Source organism: Pedobacter sp. AC212 (genome assembly GCF_979258625.1).
Genome location: NZ_OZ409870.1, coordinates 779,144 through 797,999, shown reverse-complemented (window position 1 = coordinate 797,999; position 18,856 = coordinate 779,144). Strand labels below are relative to the sequence as shown.

The following is an 18,856-nucleotide window of genomic DNA, read 5'->3' as shown; positions in this document are numbered from 1 at the left end:
TCTAATCGTTAAAATTTTGCTCAACAAATGTTTCATATTTAGCTTTCAATTCATCAAAGCCAATATTTAATAAATAGATGTTCCTGAATACCACCGGTAATTCATCATCTATAAACTGTACTTTACGATAATTTTTAACCTGATCGATTGCACCTTCATCAACAAAAAAGCCAATACCTCTTTTATTATTGATGATGTTTTTATTTTGAAGCAACTCATAGGTACGCATCACGGTATTTGGGTTTACTTCCATTGCTACTGCAAGCTCTCTTACTGAAGGTACTTTTTCTTCGGCTTTCCATTTCCCTAGCAAAATATGTTCACAAACATAATCTGCTATTTGAAGGTATATCGCCTTATTATCTCTAAATTCCATATCTATACCTATTAAAATTAAACCTCTTTCTCTTTTAAACGAACGTAGGTAATCAGCCAAAAAATTAAAGTAAGCACTAACGTAATTAAGCAAAGGCTAAGCAATATATTTTCCTTGTCACCACCTATCGTTATCTTAGACTTACCTGTGGTTAAAACATCAGCGGCTTTATAAATGAGGTACAAACCAGCTGCCAGGAACAGCATTACTGATACCGCGGTTTTGATATAATGGAAACTCGTAAAATAAGCGGAACCCAATAAAAATATGCTAGTAATCAGAAATGGGAAACCAAAAAAAGCCATGCAGTATTCCCGATATTTTGCATCATTAAAAACTTGCGAAAAAATACTATCTACCGCTGCAACCGACGCTCCTTTATTGTTTAAACTTTTGAATTCGCTCAAATGCATATTTAAGTACTTCACGAAGGATATATCGATCAAATAAAAAATGATAATGTAACTCGCAAAACTGATTAAAGTAGTGTAGAAAACGCCACTCAAAAACTTTTCGAAAGTTGATGCTGGCGTCATTAACTCTAATATAGCTCTGGATTTTTGACCCAAAATAGAGAAGTAACTACTTGCTACAATACTAATGAAAAGGAAACCGAGCATTAAATAAATCCCGTATCTAAAACGCATGTCTAAATTCCCATCGTAGTCGAAATTATTATATTTGCTTGGCGATGGAATGTAATAAAGATAAAAACCAACAATAGCGCCAACCACTACTACCAGGCTAATAAGATAGATTTTTCCAAAATCCAGCCACTGTCTTTTAAGCAATAAGCCAAATCGATTAATATTAAATGTATTGTTCATGGCTTAATTAAATAAAGGTTTAAATTTGATTTTTTCGGCGAGAATAGCATTGAATAGTAGCTCGATATCTAATTTGCTATCTTCCTGATGATAATTTGGCATAACGGCATTGTAGCCAGATAACGATTGCTCAGCATAAATTATACTTGCATCTATTTCCTTAACCTTTTTGAAGGTTAGCTTCTCGGTAATTTCGTCTACAGATGCTTTTAAAGCAATATCATTTTCATCTAACATGATTACCGTGTCAATCAGGTTATCTAAATCCCTAACCTGGTGGGTCGAAATAATAATGCAACGATCGTCGGTTAAAGCTGAAGCCATAATTTTTCTGAATTGTGCTTTCGATGGGATATCTAATCCATTTGTCGGCTCATCCATAATAACCAGTTTGGCCTGCGTAGCCAAACCGAAAGCTATAATTACTTTCTTTTTCTGTCCATAACTCATATCAATTAGCTTTTGCGAAACTGGAATATCGAATTCTTTAAGCAAATCATCGAAGTAAGAATGATCGAAGTTTTTGTAAAACGGCGAATTGGCTTTGATATAAGCATCGATTTTTACGGCGGGGAGATAAAATTCTTCTGGAATGAAACAAATCTGCTCTAAAAGTGCTGGCTGTCTATCTTTAGGATTGTAACCCAAAACATTTAGTGTACCACTTTGGGCATAAACCAGACCTGCCAAATTTTTAAGCAAAGTAGATTTGCCTGCCCCGTTTTTACCAAGCAAACCATAAATATGGCCCGCCGTTAGCTGCAAACTTAAATTCTTAAACAACGGCTTATGCTTGCTATAACTAAAATTAAGACTATCAATTTGAATCATAATACTGTATTAGTTAAATAATACACTAATGTATAGCTTATTATTTAGATTCCAAATTTTTGGGTAGATATTTTTTTTTATAACCCCTTTGTAAAAACTAAGTTTAATATCCGTTGCATTAAAACTTCCTTAACAGTTGGATTGTATGTTTGTGAGAAAGCATTAAAAAATGGATAAAAATTGGGCATACCTACTTAGTCGTTTAGCAATTGGCTTAAGTTTTTTCGGTCACGGGTTGGTTCGGCTACCAAAGCTTACAGGTTTTAGCAATTGGATGGTTGGTCAATTTTCGAAATCATTTTTGCCCAATGCTTTGGTGGTTCCTTTCAGCTACATTTTACCCATTGCCGAATTTATTGCAGGCGTATTAATTATTTTGGGCTTGTTTACCCGACAAGGATTATTACTTGCAGGCTTAATTTCACTAACGCTTATTTTCGGCACTACTCTGATCGAAAACTGGGAAGCCTTACCCTCCCAATTGATACATGTTGCATTTGTGGCGGTGTTACTGGCACATTTACCATACAATACTTACGCAGTAGATAAAATCATAAAAAAATAATTATGGAATACAGAAAAATAGGAAATTCAGACTTAGAACTTTCTGCCATTACATTTGGTGCCTGGGCAGCTGGTGGATGGATGTGGGGAAGTACCGATAGAAATGATGCTATTAGAGCAATAAAAGCGGGTTACGATTTGGGTGTAACCTCAATAGATACCGCACCCATTTACGGACAGGGCGAAAGTGAAGAGATTGTGGGCGAAGCAGTGAAAGAAATCTCAAGAGATAAAATTCAACTAATTACCAAGTTTGGCATGCGCTGGGACTTGGAAAAAGGCAAGTTAGCCATGCAATCAAAAGATAACGATGGCAAAAATATCGACATTTATAAGTATGCCGGAAAAGAAAGTGTAATTTATGAGTGTGAACAATCTTTGAAAAGGCTGGGAACCGATTACATCGATCTATACCAAATCCATTGGGCCGATGAAACTACTCCTATCAGCGAAACTTTTGAAGCCGTTACCCGATTAATTGAACAGGGAAAAGTGCGTTATGCTGGTGTTTGTAATTACAATGTGGCACAGTTGAAAGAGGCAGATCAAACGTTGGAAATTATTTCCAATCAAATTCCTTTTAGTATGGTAAACCGTGGCGTTGAAGTAGAAACGGTTCCTTATTGTATAGAAAAAAACAAATCTATTTTGGCTTATAGCCCGATGGAGAGAGGTTTGCTCACCGGCAAAATGACTTCTGATTATCAATTTGAAGAAGGTGATCATCGCAAGGGAAACAAATTCTTCACTCCAGAAAGTATTCAAAAAACAAATGCATTTTTGGCAAAAATTAAGCCTTTGGCTGATGAAAAAAACGCAACCTTGTCTCAACTGGTTTTACGTTGGACAATCGAAAGACCTGGGATTACGATTGCCCTGGCTGGTGCTAGAAATGAGAAACAATCTGTTCAAAATGCGGAGGCTATCAATGTAAAATTGAGTACAGAAGAAATTCAATTCATCAATAACGAACTGCAAAACGCAGGTTTTTAAATATAAAACCCGTACACAAAATGGGGTCAAAATACGTTAATTTGCGTGCGGTAAAATCTAAATAATCATGTCAAAATTATTCTCTCCTTTCACCTTAAAGGATGTAACCTTAAAAAATAGAATTGTAATATCGCCAATGTGCCAATACTCTGCCGTGGATGGCTTTGCCAATGATTGGCATTTGGTACATTTAGGAAGCCGTGCTGTTGGTGGTGCGGGTTTAATTATCCAGGAAGCAACTGCTGTGCTTCCAGAGGGTAGAATTACCCATGCCGATTTAGGTATCTGGAAAGATGAGCATCTTGAAAAACTGAAGCAAATTGTTTCATTTATCCATGCAAACGGAGCAATTGCCGGTATCCAGCTGGCACATGCAGGCAGAAAAGCAAGTTGCGAGTTGCCTTGGAATGGCGGAGAACAAATTGCCGAAGGTGAAAACAGTTGGTTACCAGTTGGGCCATCTCCACTTCCATTCAAAAATGGACAAGTTATGCCTCATGAATTGAGCATTTCTGAAATTCAGGATATCGTTTTTGCTTTTAGAGCTGCTGCAAAACGGGCTTTAGAAGCAGGCTATAAAGTAGTGGAAATTCATGCAGCACACGGCTATCTGTTACATCAATTTTTTAGTCCGTTGAGCAACAACCGCACCGATGTTTATGGGGGAAGTTTTGAAAACCGCATTCGCCTGGTGATTGATGTGGTGGAAGCTGTGCAATCAGTCTGGCCGGAAAATCTACCGATTTTTGTGCGTATTTCTGCAACAGACTGGACCGAAAATGGTTGGAATGAACATGACTCGCTTCAATTGTCGGCAGTTTTAAAAGATAGAGGAGTTGATTTAATTGATACCTCATCTGGAGGAAATGTACCTGATGCTTTTATACCTGCAGGGCCAAATTATCAGGTTCCTTTTGCTGATAAAATCAGAAATGAAATTGGGATTTATACTGGTGCAGTTGGTATTATTGTTGACCCTCAACAGGCTGAAGATATTCTTCAGGAAGATAAAGCTGATTTGATTTTCATTGCCCGCGAATCACTTCGCGATGCTTATTTCCCAACCCATGCGGCACAGGTTTTAGGTGACGATACAGAATGGCCAAATCAATATGTTAGGGCAAAGCGGGAGACAGCTAAGAAGTTATAATTTTTTTGAAAGGTTGCCTCAGATTCGCAGGTTAAATTTATCGGTTGGTGTTTGCCAACCGATAAATAAAGTGTGTGGATATAGACCACGGAATGAGCGGCTATTTATTTATCAATAAAAGAATTTACTGGCGTTTAATATCATTTTGTCCGCATCCTGCAAAATACAATTCGGATAAATAGTGTAACCTGTCCACATTAAAGCTTGAGGATTTTCATTTGCGGGGTGAGGGAGCCCAAAAGCATGACCCAATTCGTGTCCGGCGCCGCCAATCCACCTAGAAACAGGCTCACTCATCTGACTGGTTAATCCCTTCAAATCGTTTTCCGGCATAGCTGTAAAGCCAATTGCGCCTGCTCCAGTAGTGCCTGAAGCATCAACGTACACCAGATAAATGTATTTTGACTCATCATAACCTGCACCTAGTAATGCTTTAGTATCACCTTTTGCGTTTCCGTAAAAATAAAATGAAGCATCGCCTGTATTTCCGTTTTGTTGGTTAAACCAAGCAGCTGGGTGAGAACTTTGTATGGTTTCGACCAACATATTTCCATTGGTTCGAAAGGTTTTGTTGCTGCCCAATGTAGTTTTGTACCAACTATTCAACTGGTTAATACAGCTACCAACGGCATCGATGTATGACTTTTTCAAAGCCTTATCTGATGGCACCAGGTAGATAACCCTTACTGTTAAACTGGCAGGATTAGGATTTGGTCCGGTAAAAGTTGTATTCTCTACATCAATAATATCATCTTTGCTTTTCGAACATGAAAGTAAGCCAATACCCATGAAAGTAACCAACAAAGCTATTTTAATAGTCTGTTTCATAATGCTTTATTTTCGTGAATAATTTGGGGATGATAAGTAAATAACGTATAAGGCGAAAAAATGTTTTAAAGGGAAGCCTGACCATGTAGATTTGAGTATATATCCAACAAAATAGCATTCTCCTTCCACCTTTATTTCAAGCGAAGACAAGGAATCTTTGACGAAAGCTAACAAAAAAACCAGCCGCAGCTTCACAAATAATCTGTGAGTCTGCGGCTAGTTTAATCAAAATGTACTTGTAATTATTTCGCTAAACTAAAAGGCACATATAGCCCGAAGGTGATATTTCTACCCACATTATAAATCCCGAAGTTTGGATTTTGGTAATCTAAGCGCCCGGGTTTGTATCTGCTTAAAGCATCATAATATTTCTGGTTTAAAATATTATTGGCCGACACAGATAATTTAACTGGTTGTTTCCCTAAATTGAAGGTAGCACCTAAACCGGCATTTAGTAAAGTGTATCCACTAGTTGGAGTTTCGAAAACATCATCAACACGAGTTTGCTTGAAGGCCGAATTAATTCCTACTGATAAATAAGCATCATTAGTACCTTTTATTTTAGGCTCGAAACGTAACTCGTTACGTAATGTTCCGGCAGGAATAAATGCCAATGGCTTACTTAATGAAGTATTCTGGGCATGTACATAACCAAAAGTATTTTCAAAATGAATAAAAGGAACCGGGTGAATGGTTAAAGTTGCCTCTGCACCATAAAGGTTTGCATTTACCTGGCCATAGCGGTACACCGGATAATCATCCCCTTCAGCATTGATGATCTCGCCGTTGTTCGATGCATAAATAAAATTATGTACATAGTTATTGTAAACGCTTGCACTTGCACTCACAATTTTCCCTTCATATTCCAAAGCAGCATCTACCTGGTAACTGCGTTCCGGACTTAAAGCTGAGTTACCAATTTCATACCTGAAAGTTCCTTCATGCACACCATTCGAGGCTAATTCTGCAGGGTTTGGAGCACGAAATGCAGAACCAGCATTTGCTTTAAAATTCCATTCCTCGTTAAATTGATGGGTGAAGCCTAACGCACCACTTACATTAGAGAACTTGTTTTGGAATGGGGCAAAAATTTCTTCGCCATCTTTAAACAACTGCTTACCATTATTCTTACGAAAATCGTAACGGGCACCAATGCTAAAAGTGTTGTTCTCCCAATTCTTCTTCGCAAATGCGAAAACACCTATTCCGTAGGTATTGTAATCTGGAATTAAAAACTCATCGTCAGCTTTATTCAAGCTCCGGCCAGCATCTGCGCTTAGGCCAAAAACTGGTTGCCATCCGTTGGTTTCATGTAAATAATATTTCAAATCGCCGGTAAACGTTTTCAAATCGAAAAACAATGCAGGTTCCGGACCATCTTCCAACTCTCTGCGTTGATTCTGTTGATAACCAAAATCAGCTTTCAAATTGCCATTCCCAAGAATAAAGTTATTGTTTAAAGCAATTTTAAAGTGACGAATATCCTGACGGGGATAATCTAATTCGCGATTTTTGAAATCGGAATTAATGAAAGTTTCGCCATTTTCTTTAACAAAGTTTCCGTTATCGTCTAGCGCAGGCTCATAAAAGCCAATGTTATTGCGGAAACTCGAAACGTTTAAGTGCGTATAGCCCCAGCTTTTGTTCAATCCAACCATCCCGCTTAAATCCGTTTCATTAAATCCAGAATTTGGGAAATATCCGGTAGGTGTTTTAAATGAATAGGCATTTTTGTAAGTTCCCCGGGCCCTCCAAACGAAACCATTTTCATTGCCATTAAGCATTAATGAGTTGGCTGTTAAACCGTTGTTGGTAGAATAATTGGTAATAAATTCGCCATTAATTTGTCCTTCTGGAGCTGTACTTGGCTCTAAAATATTAATCACGCCGCCTAATGCATCAGACCCATACATTAGCGAAGCCGCACCCCGCAGGATCTCAATTCTGTCGGATTTAAACTGATCAATTTCAATACCGTGCTCATCTCCCCATTGTTGTCCTTGCTGCTTTATTCCATCATCTAAAGTTACAATACGGTTATAACCCAAACCACGAATAACAGGCTTCGAAATTGACGGCCCGGTAGTGATTTGCGAAACTCCAGGCACTCTTGTTAATGCATCAATGAGGTTGGTAGATGGTGCCAGAAGCTGGTCTTTCCCCACTACTGCCGATGAGGCACTATTACGTTTGCTTGTGCTGCTGATGATGCTACCTGTAATCACAATTTCTTTGGTTTCAATCGCAGTAGGCTGCAGAGCGAATTCTAAAATTGGTGCATTGGCAAAATTGACAATTTTCGTTGCCGTTTTGTAACCAATATAATGTACCTCCACCAAATAACTCCCCTTATTTGGCAGGTTATTAAGCATAAACTCACCATCATTATTGGTGATAGCAGTAACCTTTAAATCGGGAATGTAAATGGTTGCGCCAGGTAGAGTTTGGTTGTTACTGGCATCAATAACTTTACCTTTAATATCTTTTAAAGCAAGTGCAAAAGCTGTATTGCCCAACAAAGTATATAGAATTACTAAGCCTATAAGCTGTAATCTTTTCATATTTTTTTATAATAAAACAGAATGAGTCAAAAAGGATAAATTAGCACTGATACAGCGCATAACTTACTTTATTTAACGAAAAAACAATTGATTAATCCATTTGATGGATTCAAAATTTTGGAAAGATTATGCCAAAGGAGGCCCACGCAAATCGGTGCGGAGCAGTGCTACATATGAGCTTTTCAAAATTGGCTGAGTAGAACTCAACAATTTTGCCGAAAGAAATATTCTGCAAATGTGGTGTGTTTGAACGTAATCCTTTTCGAAGCTGGCATTACAAATCAAACAGGTATCGCCATGAGATTGAACATGGCTAACGTGGTGACAATTGATTTCCTTTTTGGGAATAGTGATCTCCTGATGGTGGTGTAAAACACTCCAAGGGGTTAGGGCAATAGCAAAAACAATCAGCATAAATGCCGACAAATACTTTCTAACGCTTTGCCTATGCTTTTTCAATTTCCCAAAAGTAGCAAATGTTGTTCAATTCTATATCTTTGGAAAGTAACATTGCTTTTATCTATGAGCCAGAAACTAACCGATGGTTTAAACTTAAGCCAAAAACAAACTCCAAACGGAACTACACTAAGTTGTAAGGGATGGATTCAGGAAGCAGCATTACGCATGCTTTTAAATAATCTTGATCCTGATGTTGCAGAGCGACCAGAAGACTTAATTGTTTACGGCGGAAGGGGAAAAGCAGCAAGAAATAAGGAATCGCTTAGCTTGATTATAAAAGCATTGCGTGATTTGGAAAATGATGAAACACTTCTAATCCAATCTGGAAAACCAGTGGCCATTTTACCTACACATGCTGATGCACCTCGAGTTTTAATCTCTAATTCTCAACTCGTACCCAAATGGGCAACACAAAAGCATTTTGATGAACTGGAAGATAAAGGTTTGATGATGTATGGCCAAATGACTGCAGGTTCGTGGATTTACATTGGCTCGCAAGGCATTGTACAAGGCACTTATGAAACCTACTCTGCTTTGGCAAAAAAACATTTTGGCAACAGTTTAAAAGGAAAATTAAATGTTACCGCTGGCTTAGGTGGCATGGGTGGCGCCCAACCCTTGGCCATTACCATGAATGAAGGTGTTTGTTTAGCCGCCGAAGTTGAAGAATGGCGTATTAAAAAGCGTTTAGAAACCCGTTACATTGATGAAATCAGTTACAATATTGATGACGCAATTGATAAAGCATTAGTTTATAAAAAAGAAAATAAAGCGATTTCCATCGGCGTGGTTTGTAATGCTGTGGAACTATTACAGCGATTAATCGATAGAAATATTGTTCCGGATACCTTGACTGATCAAACATCGGCTCACGATCCTCTAATTGGTTATTTCCCGGAGGGATTAACTGTAAATGAAGCTACTGATTTAAGAAAAAATGATCCTGATGAATATGTAAAGCAATCTTATGCTACCATGGCGAAACATGTTAAACAGATGCTGGAATTGCAAAAACGTGGTGCGATTACTTTCGATTACGGCAATAATTTACGCGGTAGAGCATTGGAAGTTGGCGTAGAAAATGCTTTCGATTTTCCAGGCTTTGTTCCTGCATACATCCGCCCACTTTTCTGCGAAGGTAAAGGCCCGTTTAGGTGGGCTGCTTTAAGCGGCGATCCGCAGGATATTTACGAAACCGATAAATTGATATTAGAATTATTTCCAGAAAATAAAAGTTTACATCGCTGGATTAAAATGGCACAAGAGCGGATTGCTTTCCAAGGATTGCCCGCCCGTATTTGCTGGCTGGGCCAGGGTGAGCGGGAAAAGGCAGGCTTAGCTTTTAACAAACTGGTAGCCGAAGGGAAAGTTAAAGCGCCAATTGTAATCGGTCGCGACCATTTAGATACTGGATCTGTGGCCTCGCCAAACCGGGAAACCGAAGCTATGCTGGATGGCTCTGATGCGGTAGCAGACTGGCCAGTTCTAAATGCTTTGATTAATACCGCTGGTGGCGCAAGCTGGGTTTCACTGCATCATGGTGGTGGCGTTGGCATTGGTTATTCCATTCATGCAGGTATGGTTATCGTAGCCGATGGAACTCCTGAAGCCGAGGCGAGATTAAAAAGAGTGTTGCATAATGATCCGGCAATAGGCGTTATTCGACATGCTGATGCGGGTTACGATATTGCAAAAGATACCGCCAGAAAATTTAGATTGGGATTGAAGAAATAAATCCTACGAAGAATAAAAAGTTAAGTAGAAATGAAATTCATCAAGAAAAATATCGTCAACGGACTTTTCATTGCATTGCTGTTAGTAATTGTTTTTGTGCCCGATGCGAAAGCTTTGCTGATTAGAGGATTAATGGAAATCGGACTCTATTCTCCCACTATCACTGAATCTCCAAAAGCAGCAATGAATTTGAGTGGAATTAAGTTTCAGGATGCAAAAGGAAATGCTATTGATTTGGGCAACTTAAAGGGTAAAGTTATTTTCTTGAATTTTTGGGCAACCTGGTGCCCGCCATGTAGGGCTGAGATGCCTTCTATAAATAAATTGTACACGCAATTTAAAGATGATAAAAACGTGGTATTTATTTTTGCCGATGCAGATGGAGATTTGGAGAAATCGGTAAAGTTTATGACGAACAGAAAATATGAAATGCCTGTATTTAAGGTAACAAGCACTATTCCTGATCAAATTTTTTCTGGCGCTCTTCCCACAACTGTAATTTTCGATAAACAAGGAAGATTATCATTCAGGCATGAGGGAATTGCAAATTACGCCGATAAAAAGATTGTCGATTTTTTAAACAAACTAAAAGTTAGTGATTAGCTTTTAGTTTATAAAGTTTGAAACTGTAAGTCTTGAGATCGATACCGTAATTCCCAATAATTTTATCGGGCAACATTTCATAATCATCTTTCATCTTGTACAGGATGATATTATCTCGCTTTCTTCTTTTAATTGTCTTATCATTTATGTCTGGAAGAAATACCAGACTTTGCGTGTTTTCTCCTTGAATTTTATTTGGAAGATATTTTACTACCTTTTCTGTTTTGATGTCAGTTTTGATAATCTCACTACCCAAAATGTAGCCATTAGCCAATGATAATTTGATTTCAAAATTTTTGGTTTTGCAATAGTAATATTCAAACTCGAATGCTTTTTGAGCAAAAGTGCTTAAGCTAGCTATTAACAAAATGATGATTACTGCAGCTTTCATGTTTAATAATTTATAATTTAAGTTATACAATTTGCATGGTTTTTCATAGTTGCACCAGCCTAAGTGAATTAAACCTTATTGACGCGGCAGCCTCCGGTTTTTCAATCGGAGCTATAGCAGAAAGCTCCGTAGGAGTACCTTTGGGACAGGACTAATTTAACCTATTGATTCCAGCATCCCCTTTTCAAAAGATATATACATTTAACTATACATCGCTAATTATTTCCTTACTTTTGCCGCCATGATTTCATTTTTCGAGGCAAACTTAAAGCAACTTTCTATCCACCATACCGGCAATAAACTGGTAGAAGAATATTATAAATTATCTGATGCGCCATTAAAGATTGATGATGAAACTTTGAGCAATTTGTTAATGCAATATTTCTTGAAGCCTTTCGAAAAGGTAAATGAAGTCTACCGTTTTTACCATCCGAATGATAACCTAAATCTAAATGAGGTTTATCATTTTGCACACGAGATTTTTGAAAACAATGCGCTTTTTCATGAGGATTCGCAGCAATTGGCCAAGTATCTATATGATGTAGCCAACCATCCGAAAATAAAATCAGGCGAATTGTACGTGGGATACTTTGAAAAAGTACAAATTGAAGGTGAACAAATGGATGTGCTTGGAATTTTCAAATCGGAAACCAAAGACACTTATTTGAAAGTTTTTCCTAAAGATGACGGCTTTAATATGAGCTATGAGCAGGACGCCATTAGCATTAATAAACTGGATAAAGGCTGCTTGATTTTTAATACTGATAAAAGTGAAGGTTACAAAGTAGTGGTGTTGGATCAGGCAAAAAGCAGCAACGAATCTGCTGTTTATTGGAAAGATGAATTTTTGAAATTGAAGATCAGAAATGATAGCTACAACCAAACCAATAACGTTTTAGGTGTTTACAAGAACTTCGTAACTCAAAAACTGGATGATGACTATGAAATTAGCAAAGCAGATAAAATTGATCTCTTAAATCGTTCGATGAAGTATTTTAAAGAGAAGGAAACTTTTGATATTGAAGAATTCGGGAACGAAGTAATAGGCAATGCTGAAGGAATAGAATCGTTTAAAAACTACAAGAAAAACTACGAAGAAGAATACGAAAGCCCGATTGCAGACAACTTTGAGATTGCAGAATCGGCAGTAAAAAAGCAGGCTCGTGCTTACAAAAGTGTTTTAAAATTGGATAAAAATTTCCATATCTACATTCATGGCAACAAGGACATGATTGAGAAAGGTTACGATGATGATAAATCGATGAATTTTTATAAAGTTTATTTCAGAGAAGAAGAATAAGTTTTTTAGTCTGAAGTCGGCAATCCTTAGTCATGAGTCGTCTTTCGAAAACATCAACTCTGGACTAAAGACTCTCGACTGAGGACTTTGAACTATATCCGCTGTTGTGCTTTCAACGCCAAGTAGCGATTAATTACATTTACGGTAAGCTTTTGAGGCGGCGTTAGAATAGATAAAATTCCATGTTTACTTAATTCTTTAACCATCAATTTCTTCTCATAAATAAACTTCTCTGCGATGGTTTTATGGTATATTCCTTCCACATCTTTTGCAGGCTCGGTACTTAGCGATTTAAGCTCTGTATTTTCAAAAAATACAACCACTAACAAATGATATTTCGATATTCTTTTGAGGTAAGGCAGTTGGCGTTGCAAAGCAGAAAGGCTTTCAAAATTGGTAAAGAAAACCAATAAGCCTCGCTGTTTGATCACAACACGTACGCTACTGTACAAGGCTTCTAAATTGCTTTCTAAATAGCGGGTTTTTTCCTTGTAGAGCACATTCATAATGTTGCCCAGCTGGGCAGATTTCCGATCGGCCGGAACAATAGACCCGATCTGCTCTGAAATCGTAATCAAGCCTGCCTTATCTTCTTTAAGCATGGCTACTTTCGAGAGTGCAACTGTTGCGTTAATGGCATAATCAAGCAAACTCAACCCTTCAAAAGGCATACGCATTACCCGCGATTTATCGATAATGCAATATATATTTTGTGACCTTTCATCAGTATAGGTATTTACCATTAAGCCACCTTTTCTAGCAGTTGCTTTCCAATTGATGGTTCTAATATCATCGCCGCCCACATAGTTTTTTATCTGATCAAATTCGCTACTATTTCCGATTTTTCGGATTCTTTTAATGCCTAGCTCTGTTAAATGGCGAGAAACGGCCATCAGTTCATACTGACCAAGATTAATAAACGAAGGATAAACGGGTAGCACCTTTGCTCCATCAAAATTATATCGTCGACTAACCAAACCTAATGGAGAGCTGATGTAAGTCCTGATAAAACCAAACTCATATTCGCCACGCTTTGTTGGCCGTAAATTGTAGTGTATAGACTTTCTTTCTGCAGACTTTAGATTGAGCCTGAAATCTTTATCACGGAGCTGAAATTGAAAGGGTACTTCATCAATCACTCTGGCATTGACACTAAATCCATAACGATTTTTAATTTCAATTTGAACGGGATTTTCGTCGCCATTGCTTAGGCGTTTCGAAGTAAATCGCAGCGCTTCAATCCCCTGCTGAATTCTATAAAGAATAAAAACATCAACGAAAAATAATATAAGTACTACGCCAGTGACAATTTCAGGGATATCGCCAAGCCAAGCGAAGAAAAATTTCAGCAAAAAGAGCACTACACACAAACCTAAAGCCGCAAACAAACGATCATTAAGGAATAGATTGATATAATATTGCTGAAAGAATTTTTTCAATTGTTATGAATTTCTAAACGATTAATTTATTGACTCTAGATCTTAGACTCTTGACTGAAGACTTCGGACTACATCCTACCTCGGTACTTCTATTTTTTTAATAATTTGATTCACGATATCACTCGTAGTTAAACCTTCCATTTCCTTTTCAGGAGATAACAAAATGCGATGCGCCAATACAGGAACAGCAACGGTAATGATATCTTCAGGAGTTACAAAATCGCGGTTATTGATAGCAGCTAGGGCCTTTGCGCTATGCACAATAGCTAATGATGCCCTTGGGGAGGCACCCAAATAAAGTGACGGATTATTGCGGGTTTCATTTACAATCTTGGCAATGAATTCCAAAAGCTTTGGCTCCACAAAAAGGCTTCTAATTACTGCTCTCGCAGCCTGTATTTGCTGAACCGATAAAACAGGCTTCACATCGCTAGCCAAGGTTTTATTTACCAAAGAATGTTGCGCCATTAAAATTGCGGTTTCTTCTTCCAACGAAGGATATTTCACTTCTATTTTGAACAAAAACCGATCAAGTTGCGCCTCTGGCAAACGATAGGTTCCTTCTTGCTCTATGGGATTTTGGGTAGCCAACACCATAAAAGGTTCGTCCATGATGTAAGTTTGCCCATCAATGGTTACCTGGCGTTCTTCCATTACTTCAAACAAGGCAGATTGTGTTTTTGCTGGAGCACGGTTAATTTCATCAACTAAAATAATATTTCCAAAAATAGGACCTTTTCTAAACTCAAAATCACCTGTTTTGGTATTAAAAATTGGAGTTCCTAAAACATCAGAAGGCATTAAATCTGGCGTAAACTGAACTCTTGAAAATTGGGCATCGATTGATTTTGCCAATAATTTAGCACTTAATGTTTTGGCCACCCCCGGAACCCCTTCTATCAATATGTGCCCATCGGCAAGTAAGCCCACAATTAAAAAATCGATAACCTGCTTCTGTCCGACGATAATATTTCCAAGCACCTTTCTAATTTGCGCTACCGCTTCGGTTAAAGTGCTTAAATCTGTACGTTGGTTAAATTGTTCCTGCTCCATGGCTTTGGGTATTTTGATGAAAAAATTCTATGCTTTGATTTAGACTAATAAGTTCCTGATCACTTAAAGTGCTCATTTGTGGTATTTGTATAAAATATCGGGTTAGTGTTTTTGCCGACGGCTCGTTGATGCCTGTTTTTTCCATTAAGAGTGTGGCAAAATCTGCCCCAATCTCATTGGTTTTGAGAAAATACCTGGTTCGCAAATATTCCATAAAGTAATTAATTTTCTTTTTGGCAATATCCAGGTTATTTCGTTCGTGGTAATATACACTGCCTACCACATGCGCATATTCAACAGATGCATTTTTTAGAGGATCGGCAATGGGAATAATGCGCTGACGACGCTTAATTTCATAGAGTACAAAAATAACCAAACTAAAAATGGTGAGATAGTAAGCCCATTTAAGTTCTGGATGTTTAAAAAACACCCTCAAAACGTCCGTTGTTTCGTTCTTTTGCGCCGAAAAGTAATCATCAAAAATAACTTGATCACTTGTTTGGATATAACTTAGAGTTTTCGCAGCATATTCTGCACCGTATTTATCCAACATATTAAAGTTGGTATAAAAACCAGGTTCTGAAATTAAGAAAAGCGCACCTTTGCCATAATTATATTTAACAAAATTGGGTTGCTTATTATTATTTATCCCCAATACGATACCTTTTTTGAAATCGATTTTACTAAAATACTGTGTTCCAATACCTCTTTCGAAACCATAGTTGGCATCGGTTTTTAAATTGGGATTGGTAAAATTAAGCGAAGGCCGATCTGCCGACATCGTAGTAGAAGTTTCAATTTTCAATTCTTTTTCAAGCTTCCCAAAATCGTAACTGGCGATAAATACGGTATTTCCCGCTTGCATAAACTTCTTCATTTGATCGAAATCAGTTTTAGAAACATCGATCTTTTGAGCGATCAAAAAGTAGCTGGCATTATTAAAGTTTTGATCCTTCAAGGTATTGTAAACCGGCCGTTTCGATTCTTGAATTTTTGCCTTTGGAATAATATCCTTAATTCGATCTCTAATGATGAAAGTACCATAAGGAATTTTATCTGTAGCTAAATAGGTTGGTGCCCAGTTTGTGGGTGTGGGTTTATTATATTGGGCTACCAGATACAGCAATATCAATACAATGCCAATACCGAAATAAATTTTATAACTTCTCATTTAATTTTTCCGTTGAACTGGTTAAATGATTGGTTTATGGGCTCAAATTTATTTTCATCGATAGGGAAATCGCCATACCAGATATAATCAAACTGAAGGGTAAGCCTGCTAAAATCTTCCTTTAACTCGGGCTTACTAATTTCCATCAGGTAATTGTAATTCGTTTTATCGGGTTGCCATTGAATAATTTCGGCATCACTTAGTTTTTTTAAGGCTTTTAAATAAAGTAAGCGTACGGCTAATCGATATTTTCTTTCGCCTATTAATCTTTGTAATTCCTGGTCAAAATCAATCTCATGGATGTTTTCGGTAATTACATCGTAAGGCAAAATAGTTTCTTTTGATTTTTTACTGAAAATATTTTCGGTACCAATCGCTTTTATAAGAACGTATACTACTACAGCCACACCTAAACCAATAAAGAAATATCGCGATAGCGGATTTGTTGCAGCACCTGAAAATAATCGGCCAATCATATTCCAAAACCACATCCAGAATCTATCCCATAAGGAAAGTTGCCTCACTTGAAGTTCATCGTACTGAAACTCTTTTTGATCTTTGTAATTGCTAATTGCCTCTTTATCAAATTTTGCAGGCGTAATTTTGCTGCTATCTAATTGCATCACAGGTTTTGCCTGCTTCGGCTTTACAACAATTTGTGCATCACAATTTACAGCGAACAAAAACAGTAAAAACGAAAGAAGATATTTGATAAAGGACTTCGGCATTTTAGTATTCTTCTGGTCGCGTATCGATTGTTTTGTTTGCGCTGCCAAAGTTTGTAATGCGCTCCATTAACCCTGTGTTTTCTTTCTGCTCTAACAAACTAAAGTACGATAGTGAAATGGTAATAATAGGAATAATGGTAAATACCTGGCATAGCGACTGCAAAACGGTTGTGATCATACTCAAAGTCAAAGACATTTGGGGGTTTTTGCTGGTAAACATCCCTATCATATTGAATAATGTAGTGGGTAAAACTACCATGCTCATACATGAGTAAACGATTATCCAAACGATGATTAATGTTCCAAAAGTTACCCAAAAGTTATCTTTAATCATTGTAAAACTCCTGCTAAAAGAATAGCCAAAAGTTCCATTTTCAATCACCATAATGGGAAACATCATGGCTACAAAAGGGAACAAGTAAAAACCTGGTATTAAGCAGAAAATAAATCCAATAAACACCATCAGTATCAATACAATAGAACTACCAAAGATTCGGAAAAAGTAATATTTAAAGTACCCCCAAACTTCTTCCATGGTGGGAATTTGATTCCCTTTTTGAACATATAGGGCGATGTAGGATAAGATGGCCACGGTCATACTCGCATAAGTTGCCAATGAAAAAAGCAGCGACAAGAAATATTCTAAACCGTAGATATTGCCAAAAGAAAAGCCTCCGGTGCTTTTGTCACTACCGACTGTATTAATCATGTTTACCATTTTATATTGATAAACCAGCATTGATGACATGCTTGCCAAAACGAACAATCCACAAAAGGTGAAATAAGTTTTTAATAGTGGCTTAAAATTTTGGCGCATAAATGTGAATGTATCATTTATCACCTGCCCAAAATCTCTCCGTTTTTTGAATTCAATTTTCGCTATCATTACAAACTAAGCTTCTTAATAATTTTTACTGGATATATAAAGACGTACCAAATGATAAATATGGCAGACATTGTTAAAATGAATACACTTAAATAGATCGGCATTTCGGTGTGGCGAGTAACAAAGCTTTCGAAAAAGGCTGCTACTATAAAGATGGGAACTAAGCCCAGCACGATCTTCAAGCCATCTTTTGCGCCTCTAATTACCGATTCCATACGGGTATAGGTTTTCGGGAATAGAAAACTGTTGCCCAATACCAGGCCAGCAGCACCGGCTAAAACAATAGCCGAAATTTCTAGAGTGCCATGAATCCAGATCACCAATACAGATTGCAAGCCCAGGCCTTTACTGAAAAAGAAATATTGGAAGGACCCCAACATCACTCCGTTTCTAAATAGCGAAACGATTGATCCGAAGGAAAATATGATGCCTAAAACGAAGGTATATAAGGCTACATAAATGTTATTAAGCCCAATTTGAGTAAACATTAAAAATTCATTCGATTGTTTATAAACACCGAACGGATCTCCTTTTGCTATATTTTCATTGGTCATGTTTACATAATCATCGCCCATAATCAGGCGCACAAATGTATCATCGTATTTGGCCGATAAAGCTCCGATAGCGCATGAGATTAGAAAAAATATAAGTGCGTAATAGATTTGCTTACGGTGCTCAAAAAATAAAACCGGAAGTTCTGTTTTCCAGAAATGAATAAAGCGGTTCGATTTTTCTTTTTTGTTTTTATAAACTGCCTGATGAAGCTTAGAAGCTAACCCATTTAAATAGGCTGTAGTTTTGGAGTTCGGATAAAAGGTTTTGGCATAAGCCAAATCGTTGGTAATTTCGATAAACTGATTTGCAACTTCATCAGGGTTTGCCTGCCTCACACTTTCATAATGCTGCCACTTTTCCGAATTTTGTTTAACAAATAAAGCTTCTCTCATGTAAGGCGTAACCAA

General features: G+C 37.4%; 19 protein-coding genes. 6 read left to right on the top strand and 13 right to left on the bottom strand.

Translation table 11 applies throughout. The features are described from left to right. Window position 1: 1 nt before the first annotated feature. The 3 genes from ACZZZC_RS03410 to ACZZZC_RS03400 are packed head-to-tail and all read right to left on the bottom strand — an operon-like array spanning window position 2 to window position 2,034. Window positions 2-376, bottom strand: coding sequence for a GntR family transcriptional regulator (locus ACZZZC_RS03410; RefSeq protein ID WP_463484843.1), 375 nt, complete (start codon window positions 374-376; stop codon window positions 2-4). Between the two features lie 17 nt (window positions 377-393). Further along, window positions 394-1,203, bottom strand: coding sequence for a hypothetical protein (locus ACZZZC_RS03405; RefSeq protein WP_463484842.1), 810 nt, complete (start codon window positions 1,201-1,203; stop codon window positions 394-396). 3 nt (window positions 1,204-1,206) lie between these two features. Next, a complete protein-coding gene (locus ACZZZC_RS03400) occupies window positions 1,207-2,034 on the bottom strand; it encodes an ABC transporter ATP-binding protein (RefSeq protein ID WP_463484841.1) in 828 nt (275 codons plus the stop codon). A gap of 169 nt (window positions 2,035-2,203) precedes the next feature. Here ACZZZC_RS03400 and ACZZZC_RS03395 point away from each other — a divergent pair, with 169 nt between their 5' ends. From ACZZZC_RS03395 to ACZZZC_RS03385, 3 genes are all read left to right on the top strand, one after another. After that, window positions 2,204-2,599, top strand: a complete 396-nt coding sequence (locus ACZZZC_RS03395) for a DoxX family protein (RefSeq protein WP_463484840.1) — start codon at window positions 2,204-2,206, stop codon at window positions 2,597-2,599. Between the two features lie 2 nt (window positions 2,600-2,601). Further along, entirely contained in the window at window positions 2,602-3,591 is a 990-nt protein-coding gene (locus ACZZZC_RS03390; protein ID WP_463486610.1) for an aldo/keto reductase, read from the top strand. Window positions 3,592-3,658: 67 nt separating this feature from the next. Beyond that, window positions 3,659-4,741, top strand: coding sequence for an NADH:flavin oxidoreductase/NADH oxidase (locus ACZZZC_RS03385; protein ID WP_463486609.1), 1,083 nt, complete (start codon window positions 3,659-3,661; stop codon window positions 4,739-4,741). Between the two features lie 111 nt (window positions 4,742-4,852). Here the strand turns inward: ACZZZC_RS03385 and ACZZZC_RS03380 are convergent, their stop codons facing one another. The 3 genes from ACZZZC_RS03380 to ACZZZC_RS03370 form a co-directional block, all read right to left on the bottom strand. Next, the gene (locus ACZZZC_RS03380) at window positions 4,853-5,569 is read right to left on the bottom strand and encodes a metallopeptidase domain-containing protein (protein ID WP_463486608.1); all 717 of its coding nucleotides are present in this window, start codon (window positions 5,567-5,569) and stop codon (window positions 4,853-4,855) included. A 242-nt stretch (window positions 5,570-5,811) separates the two neighbouring features. Further along, window positions 5,812-8,130: a TonB-dependent receptor gene (locus tag ACZZZC_RS03375; protein ID WP_463486607.1), complete on the bottom strand. Its 2,319-nt coding sequence runs from the start codon at window positions 8,128-8,130 to the stop codon at window positions 5,812-5,814. Between the two features lie 126 nt (window positions 8,131-8,256). Further along, the gene (locus tag ACZZZC_RS03370; RefSeq protein WP_463486606.1) at window positions 8,257-8,589 is read right to left on the bottom strand and encodes a hypothetical protein; all 333 of its coding nucleotides are present in this window, start codon (window positions 8,587-8,589) and stop codon (window positions 8,257-8,259) included. A gap of 63 nt (window positions 8,590-8,652) precedes the next feature. Between ACZZZC_RS03370 and hutU the strand changes: the two genes are divergently transcribed. Further along, a complete protein-coding gene (gene hutU, locus ACZZZC_RS03365) occupies window positions 8,653-10,323 on the top strand; it encodes a urocanate hydratase (protein ID WP_463486605.1) in 1,671 nt (556 codons plus the stop codon). A 30-nt stretch (window positions 10,324-10,353) separates the two neighbouring features. Then, on the top strand, window positions 10,354-10,926 hold the full coding sequence (locus ACZZZC_RS03360) for a TlpA family protein disulfide reductase (protein ID WP_463486604.1): 573 nt from the start codon (window positions 10,354-10,356) through the stop codon (window positions 10,924-10,926). On the opposite strand, the gene ACZZZC_RS03355 is transcribed toward ACZZZC_RS03360, so the two are convergent. Beyond that, window positions 10,916-11,317: a hypothetical protein gene (locus ACZZZC_RS03355; RefSeq protein ID WP_463486603.1), complete on the bottom strand. Its 402-nt coding sequence runs from the start codon at window positions 11,315-11,317 to the stop codon at window positions 10,916-10,918. The two genes, ACZZZC_RS03360 and ACZZZC_RS03355, sit on opposite strands and share 11 nt — an antisense overlap. A gap of 241 nt (window positions 11,318-11,558) precedes the next feature. On the opposite strand from ACZZZC_RS03355, the gene ACZZZC_RS03350 reads away from it, so the two are divergent. Further along, the gene (locus tag ACZZZC_RS03350; protein ID WP_463484832.1) at window positions 11,559-12,617 is read left to right on the top strand and encodes a nucleoid-associated protein; all 1,059 of its coding nucleotides are present in this window, start codon (window positions 11,559-11,561) and stop codon (window positions 12,615-12,617) included. Between the two features lie 92 nt (window positions 12,618-12,709). Here ACZZZC_RS03350 and ACZZZC_RS03345 read toward each other — a convergent pair whose 3' ends face one another. The 6 genes from ACZZZC_RS03345 to ACZZZC_RS03320 form a co-directional block, all read right to left on the bottom strand. Beyond that, the gene (locus ACZZZC_RS03345) at window positions 12,710-14,056 is read right to left on the bottom strand and encodes a DUF58 domain-containing protein (protein ID WP_463484831.1); all 1,347 of its coding nucleotides are present in this window, start codon (window positions 14,054-14,056) and stop codon (window positions 12,710-12,712) included. A 75-nt stretch (window positions 14,057-14,131) separates the two neighbouring features. After that, window positions 14,132-15,109 carry an AAA family ATPase gene (locus tag ACZZZC_RS03340; RefSeq protein WP_463484830.1) on the bottom strand — a complete coding sequence of 326 codons (978 nt, stop codon included), beginning with the start codon at window positions 15,107-15,109 and terminating at the stop codon, window positions 14,132-14,134. Beyond that, a complete protein-coding gene (locus tag ACZZZC_RS03335) occupies window positions 15,090-16,280 on the bottom strand; it encodes a DUF4350 domain-containing protein (protein WP_463484829.1) in 1,191 nt (396 codons plus the stop codon). The genes ACZZZC_RS03340 and ACZZZC_RS03335 overlap by 20 nt, the downstream gene beginning before the upstream one ends. Next, window positions 16,277-17,008: a DUF4129 domain-containing protein gene (locus ACZZZC_RS03330; RefSeq protein WP_463484828.1), complete on the bottom strand. Its 732-nt coding sequence runs from the start codon at window positions 17,006-17,008 to the stop codon at window positions 16,277-16,279. Before ACZZZC_RS03330 ends, ACZZZC_RS03335 begins: the two co-directional genes overlap by 4 nt. A gap of 1 nt (window position 17,009) precedes the next feature. Further along, complete coding sequence (locus tag ACZZZC_RS03325; RefSeq protein WP_463484827.1) at window positions 17,010-17,894, bottom strand: hypothetical protein; 885 nt, start codon at window positions 17,892-17,894, stop codon at window positions 17,010-17,012. After that, window positions 17,894-18,841 carry a stage II sporulation protein M gene (locus tag ACZZZC_RS03320; RefSeq protein WP_463486602.1) on the bottom strand — a complete coding sequence of 316 codons (948 nt, stop codon included), beginning with the start codon at window positions 18,839-18,841 and terminating at the stop codon, window positions 17,894-17,896. The genes ACZZZC_RS03325 and ACZZZC_RS03320 overlap by 1 nt, the downstream gene beginning before the upstream one ends. Window positions 18,842-18,856 lie beyond the last annotated feature (15 nt).